The organism is Leptospira perolatii, from assembly GCF_002811875.1.
Lineage (GTDB): Bacteria > Spirochaetota > Leptospiria > Leptospirales > Leptospiraceae > Leptospira_B > Leptospira_B perolatii.
Genome location: NZ_NPDZ01000001.1, coordinates 465930 through 485568 on the forward strand (window position 1 = coordinate 465930; position 19639 = coordinate 485568).

Sequence of the window (19639 nt, forward strand, 5' to 3'; positions counted from 1 at the left end):
TCCTCCTTTTTGAGGAAATGGGACCAGTCGGCCTTTTCAGGTGGTAAGCAAGAAGGGTAGCTGGAAGCGGTATTTTTTAACACCGAAAGCGGATTCTAGCAAACGAATTCCGGCCAGTCCACAGGTAAAAAAACTCCTCATTTGCGGAAAAAAATCAAAAGCATGTTGACGGATTTTGTGCGCCGCATTAAAACTGGTTTGTGCATCGCACTAAATAGCTCATTCCCGAAAGGAGAAAAAAATGGAAAAGCAACTGTTGGACATCCTCAATGCTGGTATTGGAATCTTCAAATCTGGCCAAGAAGGTTTGGAAAAAGCCAAAGTAGAATTGGAAAAAACCTATGGCGAGCTCGTCGCAAAAGGCGCAGCAGACAATTCAGAAGCTTCTGTAAAAATTCGTGAGTCAGTAGACAAACTGTTAAACGAAATCAAAGAAGTTTCTACTGTAGCTGGCAAAAACTACGAAGAAACTCGCGGAAAGATTGTAGAAAAGTACAATCAAATTTCTGAAGAAATCAAAAAACGCGTTCCAGAAGGCCAGTTAGAAGCTGTTAAAGCAAAACTAGCTGAAGTAGCTGAAACAATCAAAACCACTGCTGCTGGAAAAACCGCAACCAAAGCTTAATTCTCTTTTAAGGCGGGGGGAATTCTCCCGCCCACTCCTAAAAAGCCCTGCTTGACATTTCTGAAATTCGGGATTCTCATCCTAGTTTATGTGTCCCGAACGTAACAAGAAAAGGGATCTGATTTTCATCCTTTCCATTTTTCTTACCTCTCTTTTGGTTTTCGATGATGCTCTTCTCGCCCAGGAAAATTCCGGCCCAATACCTTCCGTAAATTCGGAGGAAAAAAAATCCGAAAAAACTGGCCTAGCCGAAAAATCGGACGCTTCTTCACAAAAGAAGGAACTAAGTCAGGGTGATATACGGGAAAAATTTCGGAATCAACTCGGAGGCTTTGGATACGAAAGATATTTCTCCGTAGATTACACATTTATAATCAATAGAGACTGGGCTGTCGGAATGACCGGCTACCAAAATGCTTATGTAAACAGATTCGATTCAGATGTTGCTTATTCGGTCGCCTTTCCTGCGAATACATTTTACGGAAGAATTCGAAATTACGAAAGAAAAACCTGGGGTGGGGCCCTTTATCTTCAGAGGTATCTGTACGATTCTCCCTTTTTTGTATCCTTTTGGTTGGGAAGAGAACACATGAGGCGAGAGGCGAGTTCCATATTTTGGGAAAGTGCAGGTAGCACCTACAGATGGGAAAGGAGCTCGGTAACCTGGGGACCTCAAACCTTTGCAGGATTCGGACTTGGTTTACGATTTCAAACAGAGAGCCGATTTTTTTGGGGTTGGGAAGGAGTTTGGAGTTGGTATTTCCCGTATAAAAATTCCTATCAAGTTTCTGATCTAGGATATTCCAACCGAGTCGCTGATCTGAACGATCTTTACTATAGAATTTATTCTTTGAAAAACTACGAAACAAAGCCGGGGAGTAGCTTCGGTTTGAATATAGTAATCGGAATCGCATTTTGAATTCTTATAAATTACAGTTTTCTGAAATAAAATCTGAACCTACATGAAATCACAGAATCCTTTTGAAATAAAAAAACCTTGGGTCATTGCCCATCGCGGTTATAGCGGTTTGTACCCAGAAAATACAATTTTAGCTTTCAAGAAAGCAATCGAGGCAAACGCAAATTGGATCGAATTGGATATTTCGCTTTCTAAAGACCGAGAAGTAATCGTGCTGCACGATGATACTTTGGACCGAACCACCAACCTAAAAGGAATGGCTTCGGATTTTAACTGTGCAGAGCTTGCAAAAGCCGAAGCAGGAACCTGGAAGGATTCGAAATTTACCGGTGAAGGAGTTCCTACTCTTTGGGAAGTCTGGGACCTTGTTGCGAATTCGAGCTCAGGCCTAAATGTAGAAATCAAATCCTCGGCGTACGAACCGGGGGTTAAAAAAGATTCTATCGAAGCAAAAGTGATTCGATATGCCGAAGACAAAAAGCTATTGCAGAGAACTTTGTTTTCTTCGTTTTCCTGGGATTCTCTAGCTAAGATCCGGGAATTATGTACAGATGCCAAGATTGGGATACTCGTAGGAGACAATACTCCTTGGGAGGAAGCCTTGGATATCGCCTTCCGCTTGAATGCGGTAAGTATCAATCTCCCATTTGTTTCTTTAACTTCTGAAATTGTATCTTCTATACACCAGGAAGGATTCTTGGTCTTAAGTTATACTTTGAATTCAGAAGAGGAAATTCGCTCTGGGCTACTCGCCGGAGTGGATGGAATATTTACTAATTTTCCGGAAAGAATGAGTAAGCTGCTTACTTGACTTGAACTCTAGGAAACAGATCCAGTTCTACCTGCCAATTTTGGACGATCTTGAACAAAACGTTGATCACCTCTGGCTTAGGTGCGTCGTATCGATCTGCAGAAAAAGCATCCACATCTTTAAAACCAGGCAAAGCTCTCAGCTGTTCTCCGTCTGCCCTAAATCGGAACACCTCGAATTCTTCTACGCCTCTGTCTTCTTCTGAGTTTTTGACAAAGTAAGGTTTTACTAAACTCATTCGAAACTTGCCGATCGGATATCCTTCGAGGACTTGCAAAAATCTGAATGTTTGTAAGGCTAGCTCCAGTCTCATTCTTGCAGCGTATTGGTCTGATTCCAAGAAAGTAAGAGCAGAAGTTCCACCAAACGCCAGATAGATTTCGTATTTGGAAGAGTCAGATCCCGGAACAACCTCCATGTCCTTAAGCCTTTCGCCAAACAGCGCCTCGGCGGCCTCGCGGATTCTTTCCGGTTCTGGGATGGATTGCTTTTGTAAAATTTCTAAGGCGCTTTCTTTAGGTGATTGTTTGCAGCCGTAACTAAACAGAATTAGGAAAACTATGAAAATACATCCCCAGGTTGCAGAATAAGACCTCAATATAGGGGAATGATCCATGTAGAAAACCTCGTTTCGAAAGATCGATTTTAGGGAAACTTCCCCCATAAGATAAGACTGGAAAACACTTAAAAATTCGCCCATAGCTTTTTCTGACACTTGATCTATGTTAATTTATATGCCCTCCCATGCTACAGATTTTGATTTATATCGTTCGCTAAACAAATCGGATCAGAAATTCCGGCCATGATCTTAGGAACGATCTGTTCCTTAAGTACTTTGAAATTTGAGGACAAGCGTTCATTCGCTGTTATGTGGCGAATCCATGGAAAGAAATTTCCATATTTGTGGGTAATTTCCGCCAAACGCTGAATTGATGCCTTTTCGAGCGTCAAAGATGCGTTATTCGGTGCTATCCGATTCTATATAACTGAATTTGAATCAATGGAAAAAGAATAAGAATCTAACAGGCGTAAACGAATAATAATCGCAAAAAAACAACGTTATGTTATGCGGAAACTTAAAAACACTTTAACTATTTTGTAAGAATATAATCGTTGTTACGTCCATTAAGATTTATGAAGCCAAAGAAAGTTACCAATGATGATTTAGAGAAAATCATCACCGGAGTCAAAACCCAGTCCGTCGAAGCGATTGGGAACTACCTTTATAAGGGGTTCCGGATTCAGGTCAGTAAGTACAATCTTTCAGGAGCTGAAAGAGTACAGCTTCTCTACCAAAGGAGAAGAAAAGAAGGACTTTGTATCGTATGCGGTACCAAAGTTGCTAAAAAGAACCCTTCCACTGGAAGGCTATATCGACTCTGTGAGTTTCACAGGAAAAAAATAGATAAAAAAAAGTGATTCATAAAATCCGGAAAACTGCGGATAATTAGGATAGAGTTTTTCTCTATCGTAGGCAGCCTTGTTTTCCGGATTTTATTTCTACCTAAAAACAAATCGGATCGTTCTCCTCCTATCTTCCTTCCTTTTGATAACCTCTCTGGGAATTTACCCCCAGAGTTCGGATAAAAACGCAAAACCGGCGAAAAATGGAATCCAATCCTCGGATATCCTGATGAGGATCGCCGAAGAGTCTTTCCGAGACCGTAGGTATTATAAAGCGGTCGAAGAGCTCCGTAGCTTTTTAGTCCTGTATCCAACCAGTTCAGACAGGACCAAAGTCCTGAGAATGCTAAGAGAATGCTTTTTGAAGCTAGACCGGCCGGAAAAAGCGTTAGAAGTCAGTCTGGACCTTTACAAAATGGAGCCAACGGGGGAATTCGGACTCGAATCCTACTTGGAAGCAGGGCGGTTACTTGTCAGGATGGGAGAAACTGCTCAAGCGAAAGAAGTGTTTTCTTCGATTTGTAGACAATCTTACTCGAGAGGAATGGCCGAAAAGGCGGCTTTAGAGTTTTCCGGTTTAGAGGTTCTCTCGGAAAACACCGAAAATTCCCCGGAGGCGGAACCTTGTCGCCAAAACTAGCAGAAAGAAGCGTATTTAAATCCAAAAATTGCGTTCTCCAGCCGATACTAGTTTATAGTTGAACTCCGACGGCGGAATTTTTTAATCACTGGTAAAGTATGTCCAACGGCTTCTTTCAAATCGTGAACTTCCCGAAAGGGTCGTATGTCATTGTAGAAGGAAAAAAGGAAGCTCATAACTTCTTTATTATCCGACAGGGCAAGGTGCGCGTTGCTCGCGAAAACCAAGTAGTAGGAGAGGATCCTAACCAACTTTTGGGACCCGGAGATTTCTTCGGTGTTGTCGCAGCAATGAGTCAGCACGCGCAAATCGAATCTGCAATCGCACTGACCGATGTTTCTCTTATCCAAGTCAGCTATGATCAGTTTGGTACTCTAATCCAAAAGAATACACCGGTCGCAATGAAAATCATTCGGTACTTCTCTATGAAGCTCCGACAATTTGATTCTACGATTACAAGATTGTCGTTTCGATCTGCGGTAGAAGAGGATCCAAACCAACTCTTTGCGATCGGAGAATATTACTTTAATCAAAAAAATAATCTACACGCTGCTTATGCATTCCAACAGTATTTGCAATATCTTCCGAATGGACAGTACGCGACTCAGGCAAAACTGAAACTTCAAACGATGAACCAGCCGGTTGCGGCCGCTCCGATTGATTATACAAAGTTCAATCGATCTTATAGCGACAATGAAATGATTTTCTGCGAGCACGAACCTGGTAGAGAATTGTACATCATTCAAAACGGAAAAGTTAAGATCACTAAGATTGTAGATTCTAATGAAGTCCTTTTGGCGGTTCTGCAAAGCGGTGACATTTTTGGCGAAATGGCTTTGCTAGATAATAAGCCAAGATCTGCTTCAGCGATTGCATGGGGAGATATACAATTGCTCGCAATCAATAAGGCAAACTTTGAAGGAATGGTCAAGGCTCAACCGCAACTTGCCACCAGATTGATTACTCTTCTTTCTGAAAGAATTTGGACTGCATATAAACAGCTCGCCAACTTGTTGATCACGGATCCGCAAGGTAGAGTCGCCGATACTCTCTTGACATTGGCAGAAAAAAATAGGGTCAGGGTTGTAGCGAAGGCTTCCTACAACTTCGAGATCGGAACCAAAGATCTTTTGAAAATGGTTGGACTCGCTTATCCAAAGGATGAGAATTTAGTTTTAGATTTAATTACGAAAAACAAATTCATCAAACTGGACCAAGGAAAGCTTTCCTGTATTGACTTACTCGAGCTAGAAAAACTAGTCCAAGCGTATCGTAAAAAATCCCAAATCGATCAAAAGCTCAAGAAGAGGGCGTAACTTTTCCAATGGATAGGGATGCCCGACTGCGGAAAGCAGTCCAGTGGCTTGGAAAAAAAGACCCTGTATTAAAAAAGCTGATTCAAAAAGTAGGACCGTGCACGCTTAAACCGATCGGTTCGCCTTACCATGTTTTAGTGAAATCGGTAGTCGGACAGCAGCTCTCTACGAAAGCGGCTGCTAGTATGCAGAAAAAGTTAATCGATCGCTTCGGTTCTAGAAACAAATTTCCTACACCGGAAAATCTGGTGAATTTATCTCACGAAGAACTTCGCTCTGCTGGAATGTCCAACGCAAAAGCTCAAACCTTACATCGGATCGGAATTGCATATTCGGAAAAGACGATCACGGATTCGAAGCTGAGAAAATTGGATGACGAGAATGTAATTGAAGAACTTTGCAAGATTAAAGGAATCGGACCGTGGACCGCGGAGATGGTGCTCATGTTCGCTTTGGATCGATGGGATCACTTTTCGTTAAACGATTTAGTTCTTCGCAAAGCAGTTGAAATCCATTATGGCATAGATCGAAATTCGAAAAAAGAAATCATCAATCACGCAAATCTCTATTCTCCTTATAAAACGATCTTTTCGTGGTACCTTTGGGCGAGCATAAGTAATGGCGATGAAGAATGGTAAACAGACGTTCATTCTGAGTCTATTTTGTTTTTCCGTCAAACCGATTCAAAATGGAAAAAGGGAAATTTGCGTTTAAGTATTCCTATCCACTAAAAAAATCTGCTGACCCGATATAGCCAACCTCCTAGAACTGTAAATAGATGAGGATTTGCTGATGAATTTCAAAAGAGAAACATTAGATATTAAAGGCAGTCGTGTAGAATCCATACTGATTCAGACAAATGAACAAAACTCTCTGACACGTAGTAGTCTTCTCGAGTTTAGAGCCATCATGGAAGAACTGAAGAATGATAACTCCGTAAAAGCAGTGATATTAGGCTCTGAGAATGAAAAGTTTTTTAGTAACGGGGTAGATGCCTCTCAGGTTGCAAAAACTCCGAAAGAGGATTTAGCGGAGGAAATGGGAGAAATCGTTAAGTTCTTTAGTTACCTGATGCAGTTTTATAAACCTCTGGTTGCGGAGATCGGCGGGTATGCGATGGGTGGAGGAGCAGTACTTGCTCTGGCTTGCGATTTTCGGCATATGTTAAATCAGAAAGGCAGGCTCTCTTTTACGGAGGTTTTTTTCGGATTGCCTTTGCCAGGAATTTTTATTGAAAAGATCAAGCTTTCCGTTTCACCAGCTTTTATCAACGATATGATTTACGGCGGAATCTATAAGGCAGACGAAGCAAAGCAGATCGGATTTATTCATGAAATCTCGACAACCAAAGAGGAACTCCGTAAAATCACCGTGAAGAAATTGGAAACTATTACTAGAATTCCGATTTCTGCGTTCATGAAAACAAAATTGTCTCTACATCACGATATCGTGAAAAGTATAGATTTTCACGCTAAGATTCTGTCTGAAAATTTTTCCAATGTAACGATCCAGGCAAATCTGATGGAAGCAATGACTGCATTTACGGAGCAGCGCAGGCCGAAGTTTATTTAAGTTTTTCTAATAGATCTTTCCGCTGGGAAACACAGTGGAAAGATCAGATATGGACTTCGAAAAGTTTGCAATCGGCTTTGATCATAATTTCGACGAGTTCTTTGAACTTGACCTTGGGCTCCCAGCCTAGTTTCTCTCTTGCTTTCTGAGGATCACCGATTAACAATTCCACTTCAGAAGGGCGGTAAAACTTAGGATTGACTTCTACAAGTAGCTTTCCGTCCTTTTTGCTGAATCCTTTTTCGGAATCTCCGGAACCGCGCCAATCTACTTGGATGTCTAGGTGCTTGAATGCTTCTTCAACAAATTCCTTTACGGTATGCATTTCATTCGTAGCAACTACGTAATCGTCCGGCTCAGGTTGTTGAAGCATCATCCACATCATTTCTACATAATCAGGAGCATAGCCCCAGTCGCGTTTTGCCTCGAGGTTTCCGAGTTGGATCGGACCGGTCTTCCCGGACATCAATCCTGCGATTCCAAGAGTAATTTTCCTCGTGACGAATCCTTCTCCTCTTCTGGGAGATTCGTGATTGAATAAGATTCCGTTTGATGCGTGCAAACCGAATGCTTCTCTATAGTTTACTACTGCCCAGTAAGAATATAATTTTGCGACTGCATAAGGTGAACGAGGATAGAATGGAGTTTTTTCTGTCTGTGGAATAGACTGAACTTTTCCGTACAATTCTGATGTGGAAGCTTGGTAGAATCTAGAAGTCAGACTTGTTTGTTTGATCGCATCTAGAATTCTCAGAGTTCCTACTGCGTCAACTTCCGCAGTGTATTCAGGGACTTCGAAGGAAACTCCTACGTGAGATTGCGCTGCTAAATTATAGATTTCGGTAGGCTGAACTTTTTCCAGGATTCTATTTAAGTTAGAAGAATCGGTAAGATCTCCGTAGTGTAAGAATAATTTTGCATTTCCTCTGATATGTTCGATCCTGCTTCTATTGAACAAGCTGGCCCTGCGAACGATGCCGTGAACTTCGTATCCTTTTTCTAGGAGGTATTCTGTTAGATAGGATCCGTCTTGGCCAGTGATCCCGGTGATCAGCGCTTTTTTCATTCTGATACCAAAAACATTAAGAGACCGAGAGAGGCAAGGAAGTTTAGGAACCTAGCAGGCTTCTATACCGTCCCTTTGACCCATTTTTTGCGGCGAAATTCGAATACGAAGACAAGCGAGATAATCAGGATCCAAAGGAATAAGGCAGCCCAAATGCCCATTGATCCTATGCCCAAAACAATTCCAAAAACATAGGCCAAGGGCAGCATAACAAAATAAGATACTACTAAATAAGTTTTAAACACATACATTTGAAATCCCGCACCTCGCAAAGCAGCTGCGAAAACCAAGTGGTACGCATCTCCGATTTGAATCGTCCCTAGTAGCAACAAAGCCGGATAACATTCTTCTAATATTTCAGGGTCCTGAGTATAGATCTTCAAGATGGATTTTCCGAATAGGATAAAGCAAAGTCCGAGCAGTCCCATTACATGTGCGCAAAATAAGGCTGACCGAAAAGTTCCATGGTAGGCTAATCTGAACTTTCCTGCTCCCATTGCTTGACCCAGCAGTGTAGTCGCCGCTACTCCGAATGCATATCCAGGCAAAAAGGACATACTGAGTGTAGAAAATAAGATATTCGAAGCTGCTACCGAAACCGTAGACACCATTCCTTGGAACTTAAAGAAAATCATGAAGGCGATATTCTCCATTCCACCTTCCAATCCTGGAGGAACTCCAACTCTGAAGATTTCCCTTGCGTGCTCTATCGTAGGTAAGAATCCGATATTTTTAAAATAACGGTCAGCCTTATAGAAAATTAGATAAACAGGAAATACTAATAAGCCTACTAAGCCTGCCAAAGAAGAAGCTAAGCCAGCACCCGCGAGTCCCATTTCCGACGACCCTAAATTTCCGTAGATGAATATCCAGTTTAAGAGGATGTTTGACAAAGTAGTTGCCACCATGGACACGAATCCTGCGGAAGTAATTCCGAGTCCATCCATGAAGCCGCGAAAACAAAATCCTATAAAATAAAACGCGCTCCCAATAAAGCGATATCGCAGGTAGGTCTCGGCTAATTCGTTTACAGTCTTGTCGTTGCTTATTAATTTTACTAGAGGTTCGCAAAACAAGAAACCTGAGAAACTAATAAGAGATCCGAGTAAAACGGAAAGATAAAGTGTTGTGATTCCGATTTTGCCGATTTCGGAGACCTTGCCCTCTCCGAATCTTCTCGCAACGATGATCTGTACTCCGATGGAAAACCCGATTAGGAAAGCTACTAAAGTATAGTAGCTGATCCCTCCGATTCCGATTGCTGCGAGAGCTGATTTGCCTAAGTAACTGACCATAATTGAATCAGTCGACCAGACAATAGTCTGACTTACCATGGATAATACAACGGGTATGGCTAAGCCAAGGATTGACTTATTCAGGGAAGAAGCTTTATAGTTCCGCTTGATTCTCTTAATAATTGCTTCCAATCAAATTCAAACTTTGCAACCAAGCTTGGAGTCACCAGCCTTTTTTCCGGAAAAACGATTTATCCACTAGGATCGGCTGCTAGGATGGCATTTAGATCGGCAAGTATGAAAGATTTTACTTCAGGTTTTGCAGACTTACACAATCATTTATATGGAAGTATTCGACCCGAATTACTTTGGGAGATCGGAAGATCAAATCCTTCTCCTAGATGGGAAATCTTTACGATTCCGTATGAACAGTTGTACGGAAGAAAAATAAGACCGGAAACTTTCTTTTCGGATTTTCAAGACTCGAAAGCGTTTCGTGATTTATATCTGTTCAATCATTCAGGTCCTTTCTTAGAGTTTCAGGCGAAGTTTAATTTAATCATTGCACTTTCGCAGTTCAATCCTCAAGAGATTCGATTCATTTCTGAAAGAGTAGTTTTGGATCAGTACGAAGACGGAGTTACTTTTGGAGAATACAGAATCATGTACTCTGAGAAAGAAACTTACGAAGGTATTTATGAAAAAACTTTAGCGGCTTGCGAAGGACTTCAAAAAGCAGAATCTACTTTGAAAGAAAAGGCTCGAGGAAGACTCGTTATCTCTTTACACAGAGACGGTGATGTTTTTCGGGAATATGAAGTAGTCAAAAGCATTATGGAAAAATCTTCCTTGATCAAAGAATACTTAGTCGGATTGGATTTTTGTTATATAGAAGAAGGATTTCCACCAAAAGATAAGAAAGAATTTTTGGAGCTGGTGAACAGAGACAACCTTGCAGAGAGTTCGACAGCGCTTGCGGTCTTATACCATGTAGGAGAATCCTTTCAAGATAAGAGTTTGGTTTCGGCAAGCAGGTGGATATTGCAAAGCGCAGAATTTGGAGCACACCGTTTGGGTCACGCGATAGCGTTAGGAATAGAGCCTATGTCCTTTTTGGGACAGACGATCGTTGAGTCCGCGCAAGAGCTTAGAGATACTCTGGAATTCTTGTATGAAAGGCGGGACGAAATCTCCGATTATTGCGAATTACAGACTAGGGAAAAGATCGGTCTTGAAATAGATTCAATCCGACATAAAGAAAAAGTAGAACTTTATCAGGACGAAGAATCGTTGCTCATATCAAAAGGATTTCAAAATTACTGTATGGATTCGATTTTGGATCAAAAAGCAGTAATTGAATCTTGTCCGAGTTCAAATGAATACATAGGAATGGTAAAAGATATTGGCCACCATCCCTTGCTCCGGTTTTTTCAAAAGGGCATGAGGATGACGATATCGACAGATGATCCAGGCATTTTCGGGACGAGTATGAAAAACGAATATAATAAGGCAGAAACCATCGGTGTTTCCCCTGAATTTTTAGAGGAAATTAGAAAGGATTCATTTCAATACACATCTGAGATACTCAGTGGAAGAGCGCGGCAGTAAGAATCTAATTCAGATAGATAATGACTCGGTATATTCATGAATTTGAAAGTCATTGATAAAAAAGCATTCAACTCTGTGAGTCGGGCAGGATGGAAGAGAATTATAAAATTTCTTTCGGGATTTTTGGTCTGCCTCGTATTGATCTCGAGACCAACTTTTGCTCAGGTACAGAGCGATTTTTCTGACCCTTACGATTATAATTTAAGAAACTATAAAGAAGACGGTGCGGAAGGCGGCTTCAAAGATTACAGCCTCCCTCCAAAATTCGAGAAACCTAGTTTGGTGACTCCGAAGAATGCACAAATTCCATTTTCAAATCCTTTGCCGCTACCTGGTTCTGCACAAGGAGTTCGCAGAACTGTAAATCCGGTTCAAAATCGAGGAGACGAAGAGCTGTTCAACCCGATTACGGGAGAAGTGAATACGAACCTGATTCAATCAAGGGCAGCCAAGGCTCAAGAGAGAAAAAGGAAAATGGACGAGTTCGGAAAGGAAGAAGAGCCTTATACCGAAACCCGATTCAGAAGATTCTCTATTATATTTTTCTTAACTCTCCCGATAGCAGCCGCATTGAGTTACGGCACGGTTAGCCTGGCTGGGCACGGATATCAGAAGACATTTGAAGGCGGTTTATGGATATTCGGCGCCGCCTTTTCTTTGTCGTTTGCGAACGCTTGGGTTGATTTAAGAGATTATGATAAAATGAAATTGGAAAATCAACCGGAAGCTCCTGTTCCGGATCCGACTAGCCCGGACAAATTGTCCAGAGTCATTCATCAAATTCCAGGATATCGATATGATTCATTTTCCCAAGTAAGTGAATCAAAACTTGAATTACAGATTTTGAGAGCTTCATTCTAGGCAGAACTCTTGAAATCATCCAATCCTACTGATCATCCAGTTAAAGACCGCCTAACTATGGTTAAAAACTTTTGGCTTGAAATATGTCTTTTTTTTGATCAAAGATTGCGACCGATTTTGAGAGTTGCCTTCGGGGTTACGGGAATCGTATCACTCGGACTGTTAATATTGATCTACGGTTTTTATTATCCACTTGAGTGGGTTCATATTCTAAAGCAAAGCACAAAAGCGGTGGTCTGGTATCTGATCGCGTACGAGATCGCTGGCTTTCTGTTCACTTTGCATACGTATCGAGCCTATCTTTTTCAGCACAAGGTGGAAGCGGTTGTAGTATTATTGGTTCTATTACAATTTTATTTTGAAAGAGAAATCGAATCTTTTCTTTCAGGATCGAAAGCCAGAACGGATGATGTGGTTCTGTTATTTTTATCCGTGAGTCAGTTGACTTTACTTTTTGGAGGGATCGCGCATTTTCTAAGAAGGGCCACATTTTCTTTACGAAAGATTTCCCCTTCTCTGGTCATGACCTTGAGTTTCTTGGCATTGATTTTATTAGGGACTGCTGCTCTCTGTTTGCCCCGTGCCCAAGTTGTTCCTGTTGCTTTTGTAGATTTACTTTTTACTTCTGTAAGTGCTGTTTGTGTCACTGGGCTTAGTACGATCGACGTTGGTCGCGAGCTCACGGGAACAGGTCAGACAATCTTGCTGGTATTGATTCAGTTAGGCGGGTTGGGCCTCATGACCTTGACGGTCTTCTTTTCTTTAGTGTTGCAAGGTCAAGTTTCCGTAGCACAAAAATTATTGATTCGAGATCTATTCAGTGAGGAGACAATCGGTCGAGTCGGCTCGATCCTGCGCCAAGTAGCTTTTCTTACATTCGGGATAGAAATGGCGGGTGCCCTCCTTTTATTCTTGAGCTTTCCGAATCAGACTGGACTGAGCTTGGACAGGTTGGCTTTTTATAGCTTATTCCATTCAATCAGTGCATTCTGTAACGCGGGTTTTTCATTGTTTCCAAAAGGTTTGGCAGAGGATTTATTAAAAGATTCTTATGCGTTTATCACTAGTATTATGCTGCTCATAGTTTTTGGAGGATTAGGTTTTCCTACAGTAAACCAACTGATCAAGAAAATTGCTTCGATACGATCTCTCCATTCGGAAAGATTTACGGTAGGAGCAAAGCTCATCTTAATTACAACCGGTTTGCTTTTATTTGGGGGAACGGTTTCCTACTGGGTTTTGGAAAGCAATGAGACTCTGGCTGGACTTCCTTGGTACAAGCAAGCTTTCCATTCGCTTTTCTACTCGGTCACAACTAGAACGGCAGGATTCAACACATTGGATATCGCTAAAATGGGAACGCCGATGATCTTTGTAAGCCTGTTCTTAATGTGGGTAGGTGCTTCTCCCAATTCAACGGGTGGCGGAATTAAAACTACAACATTAGCGGTCGCTATTCTTCAGTTTCATCAATATCTTGTAGGGAAAAATAGAGTGGATGTTTTTGGAAGAACCTTGGCGGAAAGTTCACTTGCAAGAGCGTCAGTGGCTATAATACTTTCTCTTTTTGTAATATTTTTAGGTATATTCGGACTGGTAGTATTTGAAAAGTCCATGCCATTTTTGGATATTTGCTATGAAGTCGTTTCGGCTTACGCGACTGTAGGATTGTCTAGAGGGCTCACTCCACAGTTTGGGATATTCGGAAAACTACTGTTATGCGTTATTATGTTCGTTGGTCGTGTTGGAGTTCTTACTGTACTAATTGCATTTGTTCCTAAGCGAAAACCGAGACACTATCGCTATCCCGAAGAGTACGTCGTAGTAGGTTAAACGGAGATATTCATGAAGAAAAAGAAAATAGCGGTTATCGGACTCGGTGATTTTGGAATCGAATTAGTAAAAAGGCTTCACGAAGACGGGCACGAGGTTACGGCAGTTGATCAGGACGAAGTCAAGGTGGATAAAATTAAGGATGAATGTACTTACTGTGTAACGATAGATTCGACCGACGAATCTGAGCTCAGGGAACATGGCTTGGAAGATATGGACACAGTAGTAATCGCGATCGGAGATAATTTTGAAAATCTGATCGTTACTGCAGATGTACTTCGTAGAATGAATGTAAAATCGATCTATGCTCGGTATCAATACGATCTCGATAAAAGAGTTCTAAAGATGCTAGGGATTGAAAATCTATTTAACCCCGAAGAACAAGCCGCGCGTTCTATGGCCGAGCAACTAGGTCATACCGGAGTCAAAGGAGTCACCGCAATCGGTGAGGATTTTAGGATGCTCGAAATCATATTGCCCAAAGGGATGTCAGGCAAAACTTTAGCCCAGTGTAAATTTCGGGAAGAATGGAATTTGAATTTGGTCACAGTAAAGAGACCAAAGAAAGCGCTAAAAAAAGGAGCTGCGATCGAGGATGTCCTCGGAATTCCGCAGCCCGATCTTATTCTCAAACAGAATGATGTATTGGTTTTGTTCGGGAAGCAAAAAGATTTGGAGAAACTAATCGAAAATTAGTTACAGGAACAAGCTGCTCCTTTCCCACCAATTGATTGCGCGTAATTATCAGCATCCGAAGAATAATCAAATTCCTTGAGAATGCAAACATTAGATCCGCGCGCAGACTTCATTTGATCCAAATCACGCATATCCACTTCAATCTTATTATCCGCACAAAATACGCTGTATTTTGTCCCAGCAAATAACTTTGCAGAAGTAAAAGCGATTCCGATCGCAAAAAGCCCAAGGCTTAAAGCTGTAATTAACTTAGTCATAAAGTACTCCATGGAAATAAATTTACCGAAACTTATTCTGAATTGATTCGATAGCAATCGTTTTCCGAAACGAGATGTTAGACGCGAGGAATGGTTTCGGCTTATTTCGGAATAGTTCCAGTCCCATCCTTTGAAACGTTTAACAACTGATGTAAAACGGTATTGTTCGCTTTTTTAGCAAACAGCCATAAATCGATCGAGTTGGCCTTAATTTCCAAAGAAAGATGTACCGACCTGCTCTTACGACAGACAGGATTTCCCGAAAAAAGTTTTAATATTCATCGTTAAATGAAGAATTTTGAAAGCTCAGATCCTAAAATATCTATGAGTTCTCGAAGCCGGTCAATTTGATTCGATCAAATTTAGTCCGTTCTTGAAATGCTATAGTGCCGAATCCATATGTCACGTCATCTAGCATAGAGATTTATAATATTCTAAATTAAGCCTTAAGCGGTAGTCTATTGGGATTACTTCGGGGATGTACGCGAAGATTCTTTATTATCTTATCGAAAAAGTGTGTGATTTCGAAGTCAAAAGTATTAGAATCAGAGACACATGAAGGCAACTAACACTGACACAGTCGCCGGGTTTACACCGCCCCACCAAACACATCCAAGATTGAGGACCGAACCGAATCCCGTATCCCAGACTCGTTCGTATTTTGATTCAGACACCGAGATACTATTATCTTCGGTAAAATCGAATTCTACGATCGGGGGTTTGTCGGACGGCAAACTGCTTACTTTATCCGCTGAAGAAGAATGGGATAGAAAGCTCTATTCCAGAATCCATTCCCTTTTGAGGGAAAGTTTGATTTTGCTCGTTCCGAGAATTAAGTACAAAAAAGAAAAGCCTGGCGGTGAACTGGTATTTCACGTAATTACTGCAAAGGGTACATCTTCAAGAGATCGTGAAGACTTTCGTGCACTCTTGCTCGAAATTCATCGTAGATCCGCATGGGCTGTGCGTAATTATATTTTAGAATCTCAAAATGCAAAAGTAAAGCAGTTAGAAGAATTGCTGACCAAAGTTGCGAGTGGGACCTGGAATGAAAAACCTATATCGGCTCGACAGACACTTTCAAATTTCCTAAACCGAATTCGGTACCAAGAGTTGCTAAAATCAGACGCGACGGATGAAGCAGAAGAGCAAATCGATGCATTCTTAAACGAAGAAGGATTCCTGGTTGCAACAAAAAATTTCGGTTATGTGTACGTTCCAGAAACGGAAATAGGAAGTTTATTCGAAAGAGTTAAAATACTTTATGTTCATCATTTTCTTCCAAGAGTTTTGGAACAAGCTCAATGGCTTGAGGAAGAGGTAAAGCATCATAGGGATCAGTTTTTAGAAGCTGAGTTACTCGAAATTGTAGATTCGCCGGAGCCTGCAAGAAGCCGAATGCTGAACGGTGAATGGGCTAGAATTGCGGACACTAAGCTCCCTTCTGTTGATGTGGATTTCTTAAATTTGGCCACCTCTATCGGCACAAAGGCATTAATGAACGAGAACTTTGTAAGGGAGACGGAAGGTGCCAGGATTCAAAGAAATTTACGCCAAACAATTTCGAAAGAAGGTCAACCGCTTTCCAAATTCATTCGACTCGAGGGCAGAGCTTTCGGATCGAAATCGCTAAAACCTTTATTAGAAGATCACGATTTTATAAATGTAGTTTATTATGGTCGAACCGGACCTTGCATCTGCATTTGCCCTAACTCGGAAGCGATAGTACTTTCGATTCTAGGGGAATTCGAGGAAAAATACGGATTTGAGTCCGAGACTTCAATATCCTTTTTGTTATTAATTTACTCGAATCGCAATAAGATTGGTTCTTGGTTTTTGAGAGATGCGTTTGTAGAAGCATTCTGCGGAGCAGCTCTGGAATGCCTCGGAGAAAAATTTCCTTGGCTTTACCGAATGGCATATTTCGTAGGATTCAGAAGAGCCCTTTTGCCAGAGGTACTGCACGTCTTATCGATTATAGATTACGAGCAACTGGATCGAAAGCTAGGTGGAGAAAGTGATTCCAGATTTAGGTATTCTAAACTTCGGGAAGATTTTTTAAAATTAAAATAAACTAATATTATGAAGGAAATCGGCCCAAGATTCAGTTAAAGTTATTCTAGAAGTTCTGCCTTTCCGGAAAGGTTAGCAATCGTTCTGATTTTATCCTTCCTAAAATCCAGCTCGTAAAGAGTGAAGGAGTTATAAAGTTTATTTGCCGTCTCCTTACTTGCCCTCACTATTTCCGGATCCGCTAGAAAATAAACGAATCCGTTTCTAAAAACAGGAAAAGAGCCTATAAAAGAAGATTCGTATCTTTGTCTGTTGCGGAGATCCACTACGACTACGTAACCAAGTTTTCCTTCTGTCCTTTCTGAAAATGCGATGAACTTTCCATCGTGACTTACGCTTAGATTGAATTGCTCCTTGGGTAAATCCGATTTCTTTTTTGATGGAAAGAAGGATTGTTGGAGGCTGACTAATTCACCTTTGGTGGAAGGAAGAAAATGGTATCTGTTCTCTTTTTCGCTCGAAACTCGAACGACTACATAATCATCATTGATTCCATAGACGTCAGTCACTTGGATTCGTTCGGTTGTTGATTCAGTTTCGATCCAGGCGAGGGTAGAAGTTTCTTGAGTGTCTATTGAGAATTTATGAATAGGTACTCTTAGGGAAGGCTCACCGTGCTCAGAATATTTTACTTCATTTCCGATCAAATAGATATTTTTTTGATCCGGTGAAATGAATGGTTGGTTCCCTGGTAAGACTTTGAGTTCGCTTTCTTTTTCGTAATCAAAGAGAACGGTCTCCCACCGAGCGGTGTTTGAGCCGGATTTTCTGGAATAAACCAACCAAGGCCTGTCTCGGAAAAAACCAGAATTTCCGGGAAATGCATCCTTTGATCCCGGAAGAATACTTTTTTGTCCATTCAGTAAATTTAATAAAGTTAACTCAGATGGAGTTTGAAATAAAATCATCTGATTCTTTCTGAACACCGGAATCCCTTTTTCTAAAGGTCCTGTATATAATAATGTGGATTTCCCCGAATTTGCGGAAATGGAGATAAGTCTTAGAATTCCCTTATCTTCCTGAACCGCATAAATCGGATTTAAAGTTAGAGAACTTGTTTGAACAGGATTTCCGGCGAATATCTCAGTCCAAAGTGGAAGCGCAGTTAAGAAGATGAAAAATGTAATGCGACAGAAAACTGAATCACGAAAGTTGAAATTAGATTTTCCTTGGAAGTCTACTCCCTTCGCAAACATAGGGTCCAATCTTTGTAAAAAGATCGGATTCGTCAGTAAATAAAAGAAAATCTATCGTTTGATTTCAAATGTGCGGAATTTTCCTTTGGGCTCTTCCCAATAAATATTTGTTTCGGAGATTTTTGCTTGGGAAGGTCCTCTTTGAACAGCCTTATAGAAGTCTTCAATAAAAACTTTATCACCTTCTACGACTGCTTCTACTTCCCCTCCGGGAAGATTCATCGTATAACCCTTTAACCTGCATTCCTGGGCTCTTTGTAGGATAAAGTAACGAAACCCGACGCCTTGAACGATTCCACGAATGCGAATTTTTGCTCTACTTAGATTCTTTTCTCCCATTCCATCCCCTTTCTCGGATTAGAATCATTTAACAAAAAAGGTTTTTGTTCAAGAATTTTTGAAAATCAGGACAAATTCGACTGCTTTCTCTGTGAGAATTTATTCCGATTTCGTAGAAGTATTCACCATCCATGCGGAAAATGACTCCAAGAATTTCCACAGGATTTCCTTCTCGTCCGTCTCAGCTTCCCAATCACGCAGTGCTTCCCGGTAGCAAGAAAGCCAAATCCTTCTGGCTTTTTCATCAATCGGAAACGGAAAATGCCTAGCTCTCATTCTAGGAGGACCGTGCTTTTGAACGTACAGAGGAGGTCCTCCTAAGACTTGGATCAGAAAATCAGCCGACTTTTCCTCACTTTCTTCGAGCGTTGGTGGAAACATAGAACGGATAGAACTAGACTCGATTCTTTTATAAAATTCGAATACGAGCTTTCTAATTTTTTCCTCTCCCAATATGCTATAGAGCGATCGCAAGCGCGGGTCAGGCTCAGGAGGTCCTCCGGAAGGCAAAAAAAATTGATCCTGGTTCATTGGTTAGGCTTTTCTAAGTATTTTTGGATCGTAGGGGAAAATTCGGAGACTACCTTTTCGTATACATCTCTCTTAAAAGATACAACAGTTTTTAGACATTCGCTTAACGGAACAAATTTAACCTGTTCAAACTCTCTTTCATGGATTTCTAAATTGGTATCTTCCTCTTTGCCATCCCAATAAATGAGAAACCATCGTTGCATCTGACCTTTATATTTTTGTAAATGTTTGTTTAACTGCAGATTCTCCGGAAAATCGTAGGATATCCAACCAGGATATTCGGAAACGATCTTAACTTCTTGGATGCCTACTTCCTCATACAATTCTCTCAGAGCCGCTTGGCTTGGATCTTCGTTATCATCAATGCCGCCTTGCGGGAATTGCCAAGAACCTGGAAAACTCATTCGCGCACCGACTAAGACTTCTCCCTTGGAATTAAATACAACCATTCCTACGTTCTTTCGGTAAGGCTTACTCATATTAAGGAAAACAAACTTGATGGCTGGTTCTGAGACAAGTCGTTTCCGCTTTCGCAATTGCATCTTATGTAGATGATGAAAATCAAGTGCTTCTAATGAAGTTAGTTTCGATTACTCAAGGTTATCATGCTTCTTTTGAATAGAAGATGGACAAAGAGAGGGGTTGTTATTCTGTAGT

The 19639-nt window shown here is 41.1% G+C and carries 21 protein-coding genes; 13 read left to right on the forward strand and 8 right to left on the reverse strand.

Annotated elements, in window-relative coordinates:
• Window positions 1–241 precede the first annotated feature (241 nt).
• The 3 genes from CH373_RS02150 (at window position 242) to CH373_RS02160 (ending at window position 2355) form a co-directional block, all read left to right on the forward strand.
• Window positions 242–625: a phasin-related domain-containing protein gene (locus CH373_RS02150; RefSeq protein ID WP_100712271.1), complete on the forward strand. Its 384-nt coding sequence runs from the start codon at window positions 242–244 to the stop codon at window positions 623–625.
• Between the two features lie 88 nt (window positions 626–713).
• A complete protein-coding gene (locus tag CH373_RS02155) occupies window positions 714–1544 on the forward strand; it encodes a hypothetical protein (protein WP_100712273.1) in 831 nt (276 codons plus the stop codon).
• A gap of 43 nt (window positions 1545–1587) precedes the next feature.
• The gene (locus CH373_RS02160; RefSeq protein ID WP_100712275.1) at window positions 1588–2355 is read left to right on the forward strand and encodes a glycerophosphodiester phosphodiesterase; all 768 of its coding nucleotides are present in this window, start codon (window positions 1588–1590) and stop codon (window positions 2353–2355) included.
• Here the strand turns inward: CH373_RS02160 and CH373_RS02165 are convergent.
• Window positions 2348–3055: a hypothetical protein gene (locus CH373_RS02165; protein WP_243393212.1), complete on the reverse strand. Its 708-nt coding sequence runs from the start codon at window positions 3053–3055 to the stop codon at window positions 2348–2350. The two genes, CH373_RS02160 and CH373_RS02165, sit on opposite strands and share 8 nt — an antisense overlap.
• Before the next feature lie 434 nt (window positions 3056–3489).
• Here CH373_RS02165 and CH373_RS02175 point away from each other — a divergent pair, with 434 nt between their 5' ends.
• The 5 genes from CH373_RS02175 (at window position 3490) to CH373_RS02195 (ending at window position 7287) form a co-directional block, all read left to right on the forward strand.
• Window positions 3490–3774 (forward strand): LIC10235 family protein, encoded by a 285-nt coding sequence (locus CH373_RS02175; RefSeq protein WP_100712278.1) that lies wholly within the window; start codon window positions 3490–3492, stop codon window positions 3772–3774.
• A gap of 214 nt (window positions 3775–3988) precedes the next feature.
• Window positions 3989–4399, forward strand: a complete 411-nt coding sequence (locus tag CH373_RS02180) for a tetratricopeptide repeat protein (RefSeq protein ID WP_243393213.1) — start codon at window positions 3989–3991, stop codon at window positions 4397–4399.
• Window positions 4400–4497: 98 nt separating this feature from the next.
• A complete protein-coding gene (locus CH373_RS02185) occupies window positions 4498–5715 on the forward strand; it encodes a Crp/Fnr family transcriptional regulator (RefSeq protein WP_100712281.1) in 1218 nt (405 codons plus the stop codon).
• Window positions 5716–5723: 8 nt separating this feature from the next.
• Entirely contained in the window at window positions 5724–6353 is a 630-nt protein-coding gene (locus tag CH373_RS02190) for a DNA-3-methyladenine glycosylase family protein (RefSeq protein WP_100712282.1), read from the forward strand.
• A gap of 154 nt (window positions 6354–6507) precedes the next feature.
• On the forward strand, window positions 6508–7287 hold the full coding sequence (locus CH373_RS02195) for an enoyl-CoA hydratase/isomerase family protein (RefSeq protein WP_100712284.1): 780 nt from the start codon (window positions 6508–6510) through the stop codon (window positions 7285–7287).
• Between the two features lie 43 nt (window positions 7288–7330).
• Here CH373_RS02195 and gmd read toward each other — a convergent pair whose 3' ends face one another.
• Together gmd and CH373_RS02205 are read right to left on the reverse strand one after the other, a co-directional pair.
• Window positions 7331–8353, reverse strand: coding sequence for a GDP-mannose 4,6-dehydratase (gmd, locus tag CH373_RS02200; protein ID WP_100712285.1), 1023 nt, complete (start codon window positions 8351–8353; stop codon window positions 7331–7333).
• A 62-nt stretch (window positions 8354–8415) separates the two neighbouring features.
• Window positions 8416–9780 carry an MATE family efflux transporter gene (locus CH373_RS02205; RefSeq protein ID WP_100712287.1) on the reverse strand — a complete coding sequence of 455 codons (1365 nt, stop codon included), beginning with the start codon at window positions 9778–9780 and terminating at the stop codon, window positions 8416–8418.
• 84 nt (window positions 9781–9864) lie between these two features.
• Here CH373_RS02205 and CH373_RS02210 point away from each other — a divergent pair, with 84 nt between their 5' ends.
• Genes CH373_RS02210 through CH373_RS02225 form a run of 4 tightly spaced genes read left to right on the forward strand, consistent with a single transcriptional unit; the run spans window position 9865 to window position 14586 of the window.
• Window positions 9865–11196, forward strand: coding sequence for an amidohydrolase family protein (locus tag CH373_RS02210; RefSeq protein ID WP_243393214.1), 1332 nt, complete (start codon window positions 9865–9867; stop codon window positions 11194–11196).
• 36 nt (window positions 11197–11232) lie between these two features.
• Window positions 11233–12057, forward strand: a complete 825-nt coding sequence (locus CH373_RS02215) for a hypothetical protein (protein WP_243393215.1) — start codon at window positions 11233–11235, stop codon at window positions 12055–12057.
• Window positions 12058–12114: 57 nt separating this feature from the next.
• Window positions 12115–13890, forward strand: a complete 1776-nt coding sequence (locus CH373_RS02220; protein WP_100712288.1) for a TrkH family potassium uptake protein — start codon at window positions 12115–12117, stop codon at window positions 13888–13890.
• 12 nt (window positions 13891–13902) lie between these two features.
• On the forward strand, window positions 13903–14586 hold the full coding sequence (locus CH373_RS02225; RefSeq protein WP_100712289.1) for a potassium channel family protein: 684 nt from the start codon (window positions 13903–13905) through the stop codon (window positions 14584–14586).
• Here the strand turns inward: CH373_RS02225 and CH373_RS02230 are convergent.
• Window positions 14583–14843, reverse strand: coding sequence for a hypothetical protein (locus tag CH373_RS02230; protein ID WP_100712577.1), 261 nt, complete (start codon window positions 14841–14843; stop codon window positions 14583–14585). The two genes, CH373_RS02225 and CH373_RS02230, sit on opposite strands and share 4 nt — an antisense overlap.
• A 555-nt stretch (window positions 14844–15398) precedes the next feature.
• Between CH373_RS02230 and CH373_RS02235 the strand changes: the two genes are divergently transcribed.
• Window positions 15399–16916, forward strand: a complete 1518-nt coding sequence (locus CH373_RS02235) for an exonuclease (protein WP_100712291.1) — start codon at window positions 15399–15401, stop codon at window positions 16914–16916.
• Between the two features lie 41 nt (window positions 16917–16957).
• On the opposite strand, the gene CH373_RS02240 is transcribed toward CH373_RS02235, so the two are convergent.
• The 4 genes from CH373_RS02240 to CH373_RS02255 all read right to left on the reverse strand — a co-directional run bounded on the left by CH373_RS02240 (window position 16958) and on the right by CH373_RS02255 (window position 19461).
• Window positions 16958–18112 carry a hypothetical protein gene (locus CH373_RS02240; protein WP_100712293.1) on the reverse strand — a complete coding sequence of 385 codons (1155 nt, stop codon included), beginning with the start codon at window positions 18110–18112 and terminating at the stop codon, window positions 16958–16960.
• A gap of 51 nt (window positions 18113–18163) precedes the next feature.
• On the reverse strand, window positions 18164–18451 hold the full coding sequence (locus CH373_RS02245) for an acylphosphatase (protein WP_100712295.1): 288 nt from the start codon (window positions 18449–18451) through the stop codon (window positions 18164–18166).
• Between the two features lie 99 nt (window positions 18452–18550).
• Complete coding sequence (locus CH373_RS02250) at window positions 18551–18982, reverse strand: globin domain-containing protein (RefSeq protein ID WP_100712296.1); 432 nt, start codon at window positions 18980–18982, stop codon at window positions 18551–18553.
• Complete coding sequence (locus tag CH373_RS02255) at window positions 18979–19461, reverse strand: RNA pyrophosphohydrolase (protein ID WP_100712297.1); 483 nt, start codon at window positions 19459–19461, stop codon at window positions 18979–18981. The genes CH373_RS02250 and CH373_RS02255 overlap by 4 nt, the downstream gene beginning before the upstream one ends.
• Window positions 19462–19639: the final 178 nt, after the last annotated feature.

What these genes read in the sequence shown, in the direction of transcription:
- CH373_RS02150 (WP_100712271.1), top strand. Translation starts at nt 242, where the DNA reads ATGGAAAAGCAACTGTTGGACATCCTCAATGCTGGTATTGGAATCTTC.
- CH373_RS02155 (WP_100712273.1), top strand. Translation starts at nt 714, where the DNA reads ATGTGTCCCGAACGTAACAAGAAAAGGGATCTGATTTTCATCCTTTCC.
- CH373_RS02160 (WP_100712275.1), top strand. Translation starts at nt 1,588, where the DNA reads ATGAAATCACAGAATCCTTTTGAAATAAAAAAACCTTGGGTCATTGCC.
- CH373_RS02165 (WP_243393212.1), bottom strand. Translation starts at nt 3,055, where the DNA reads ATGGGCGAATTTTTAAGTGTTTTCCAGTCTTATCTTATGGGGGAAGTT.
- CH373_RS02175 (WP_100712278.1), top strand. Translation starts at nt 3,490, where the DNA reads ATGAAGCCAAAGAAAGTTACCAATGATGATTTAGAGAAAATCATCACC.
- CH373_RS02180 (WP_243393213.1), top strand. Translation starts at nt 3,989, where the DNA reads ATGAGGATCGCCGAAGAGTCTTTCCGAGACCGTAGGTATTATAAAGCG.
- CH373_RS02185 (WP_100712281.1), top strand. Translation starts at nt 4,498, where the DNA reads ATGTCCAACGGCTTCTTTCAAATCGTGAACTTCCCGAAAGGGTCGTAT.
- CH373_RS02190 (WP_100712282.1), top strand. Translation starts at nt 5,724, where the DNA reads ATGGATAGGGATGCCCGACTGCGGAAAGCAGTCCAGTGGCTTGGAAAA.
- CH373_RS02195 (WP_100712284.1), top strand. Translation starts at nt 6,508, where the DNA reads ATGAATTTCAAAAGAGAAACATTAGATATTAAAGGCAGTCGTGTAGAA.
- gmd (WP_100712285.1), bottom strand. Translation starts at nt 8,353, where the DNA reads ATGAAAAAAGCGCTGATCACCGGGATCACTGGCCAAGACGGATCCTAT.
- CH373_RS02210 (WP_243393214.1), top strand. Translation starts at nt 9,865, where the DNA reads ATGGCATTTAGATCGGCAAGTATGAAAGATTTTACTTCAGGTTTTGCA.
- CH373_RS02215 (WP_243393215.1), top strand. Translation starts at nt 11,233, where the DNA reads ATGAATTTGAAAGTCATTGATAAAAAAGCATTCAACTCTGTGAGTCGG.
- CH373_RS02220 (WP_100712288.1), top strand. Translation starts at nt 12,115, where the DNA reads ATGGTTAAAAACTTTTGGCTTGAAATATGTCTTTTTTTTGATCAAAGA.
- CH373_RS02225 (WP_100712289.1), top strand. Translation starts at nt 13,903, where the DNA reads ATGAAGAAAAAGAAAATAGCGGTTATCGGACTCGGTGATTTTGGAATC.
- CH373_RS02230 (WP_100712577.1), bottom strand. Translation starts at nt 14,843, where the DNA reads ATGACTAAGTTAATTACAGCTTTAAGCCTTGGGCTTTTTGCGATCGGA.
- CH373_RS02235 (WP_100712291.1), top strand. Translation starts at nt 15,399, where the DNA reads ATGAAGGCAACTAACACTGACACAGTCGCCGGGTTTACACCGCCCCAC.
- CH373_RS02240 (WP_100712293.1), bottom strand. Translation starts at nt 18,112, where the DNA reads ATGTTTGCGAAGGGAGTAGACTTCCAAGGAAAATCTAATTTCAACTTT.
- CH373_RS02245 (WP_100712295.1), bottom strand. Translation starts at nt 18,451, where the DNA reads ATGGGAGAAAAGAATCTAAGTAGAGCAAAAATTCGCATTCGTGGAATC.
- CH373_RS02250 (WP_100712296.1), bottom strand. Translation starts at nt 18,982, where the DNA reads ATGAACCAGGATCAATTTTTTTTGCCTTCCGGAGGACCTCCTGAGCCT.
- CH373_RS02255 (WP_100712297.1), bottom strand. Translation starts at nt 19,461, where the DNA reads ATGAGTAAGCCTTACCGAAAGAACGTAGGAATGGTTGTATTTAATTCC.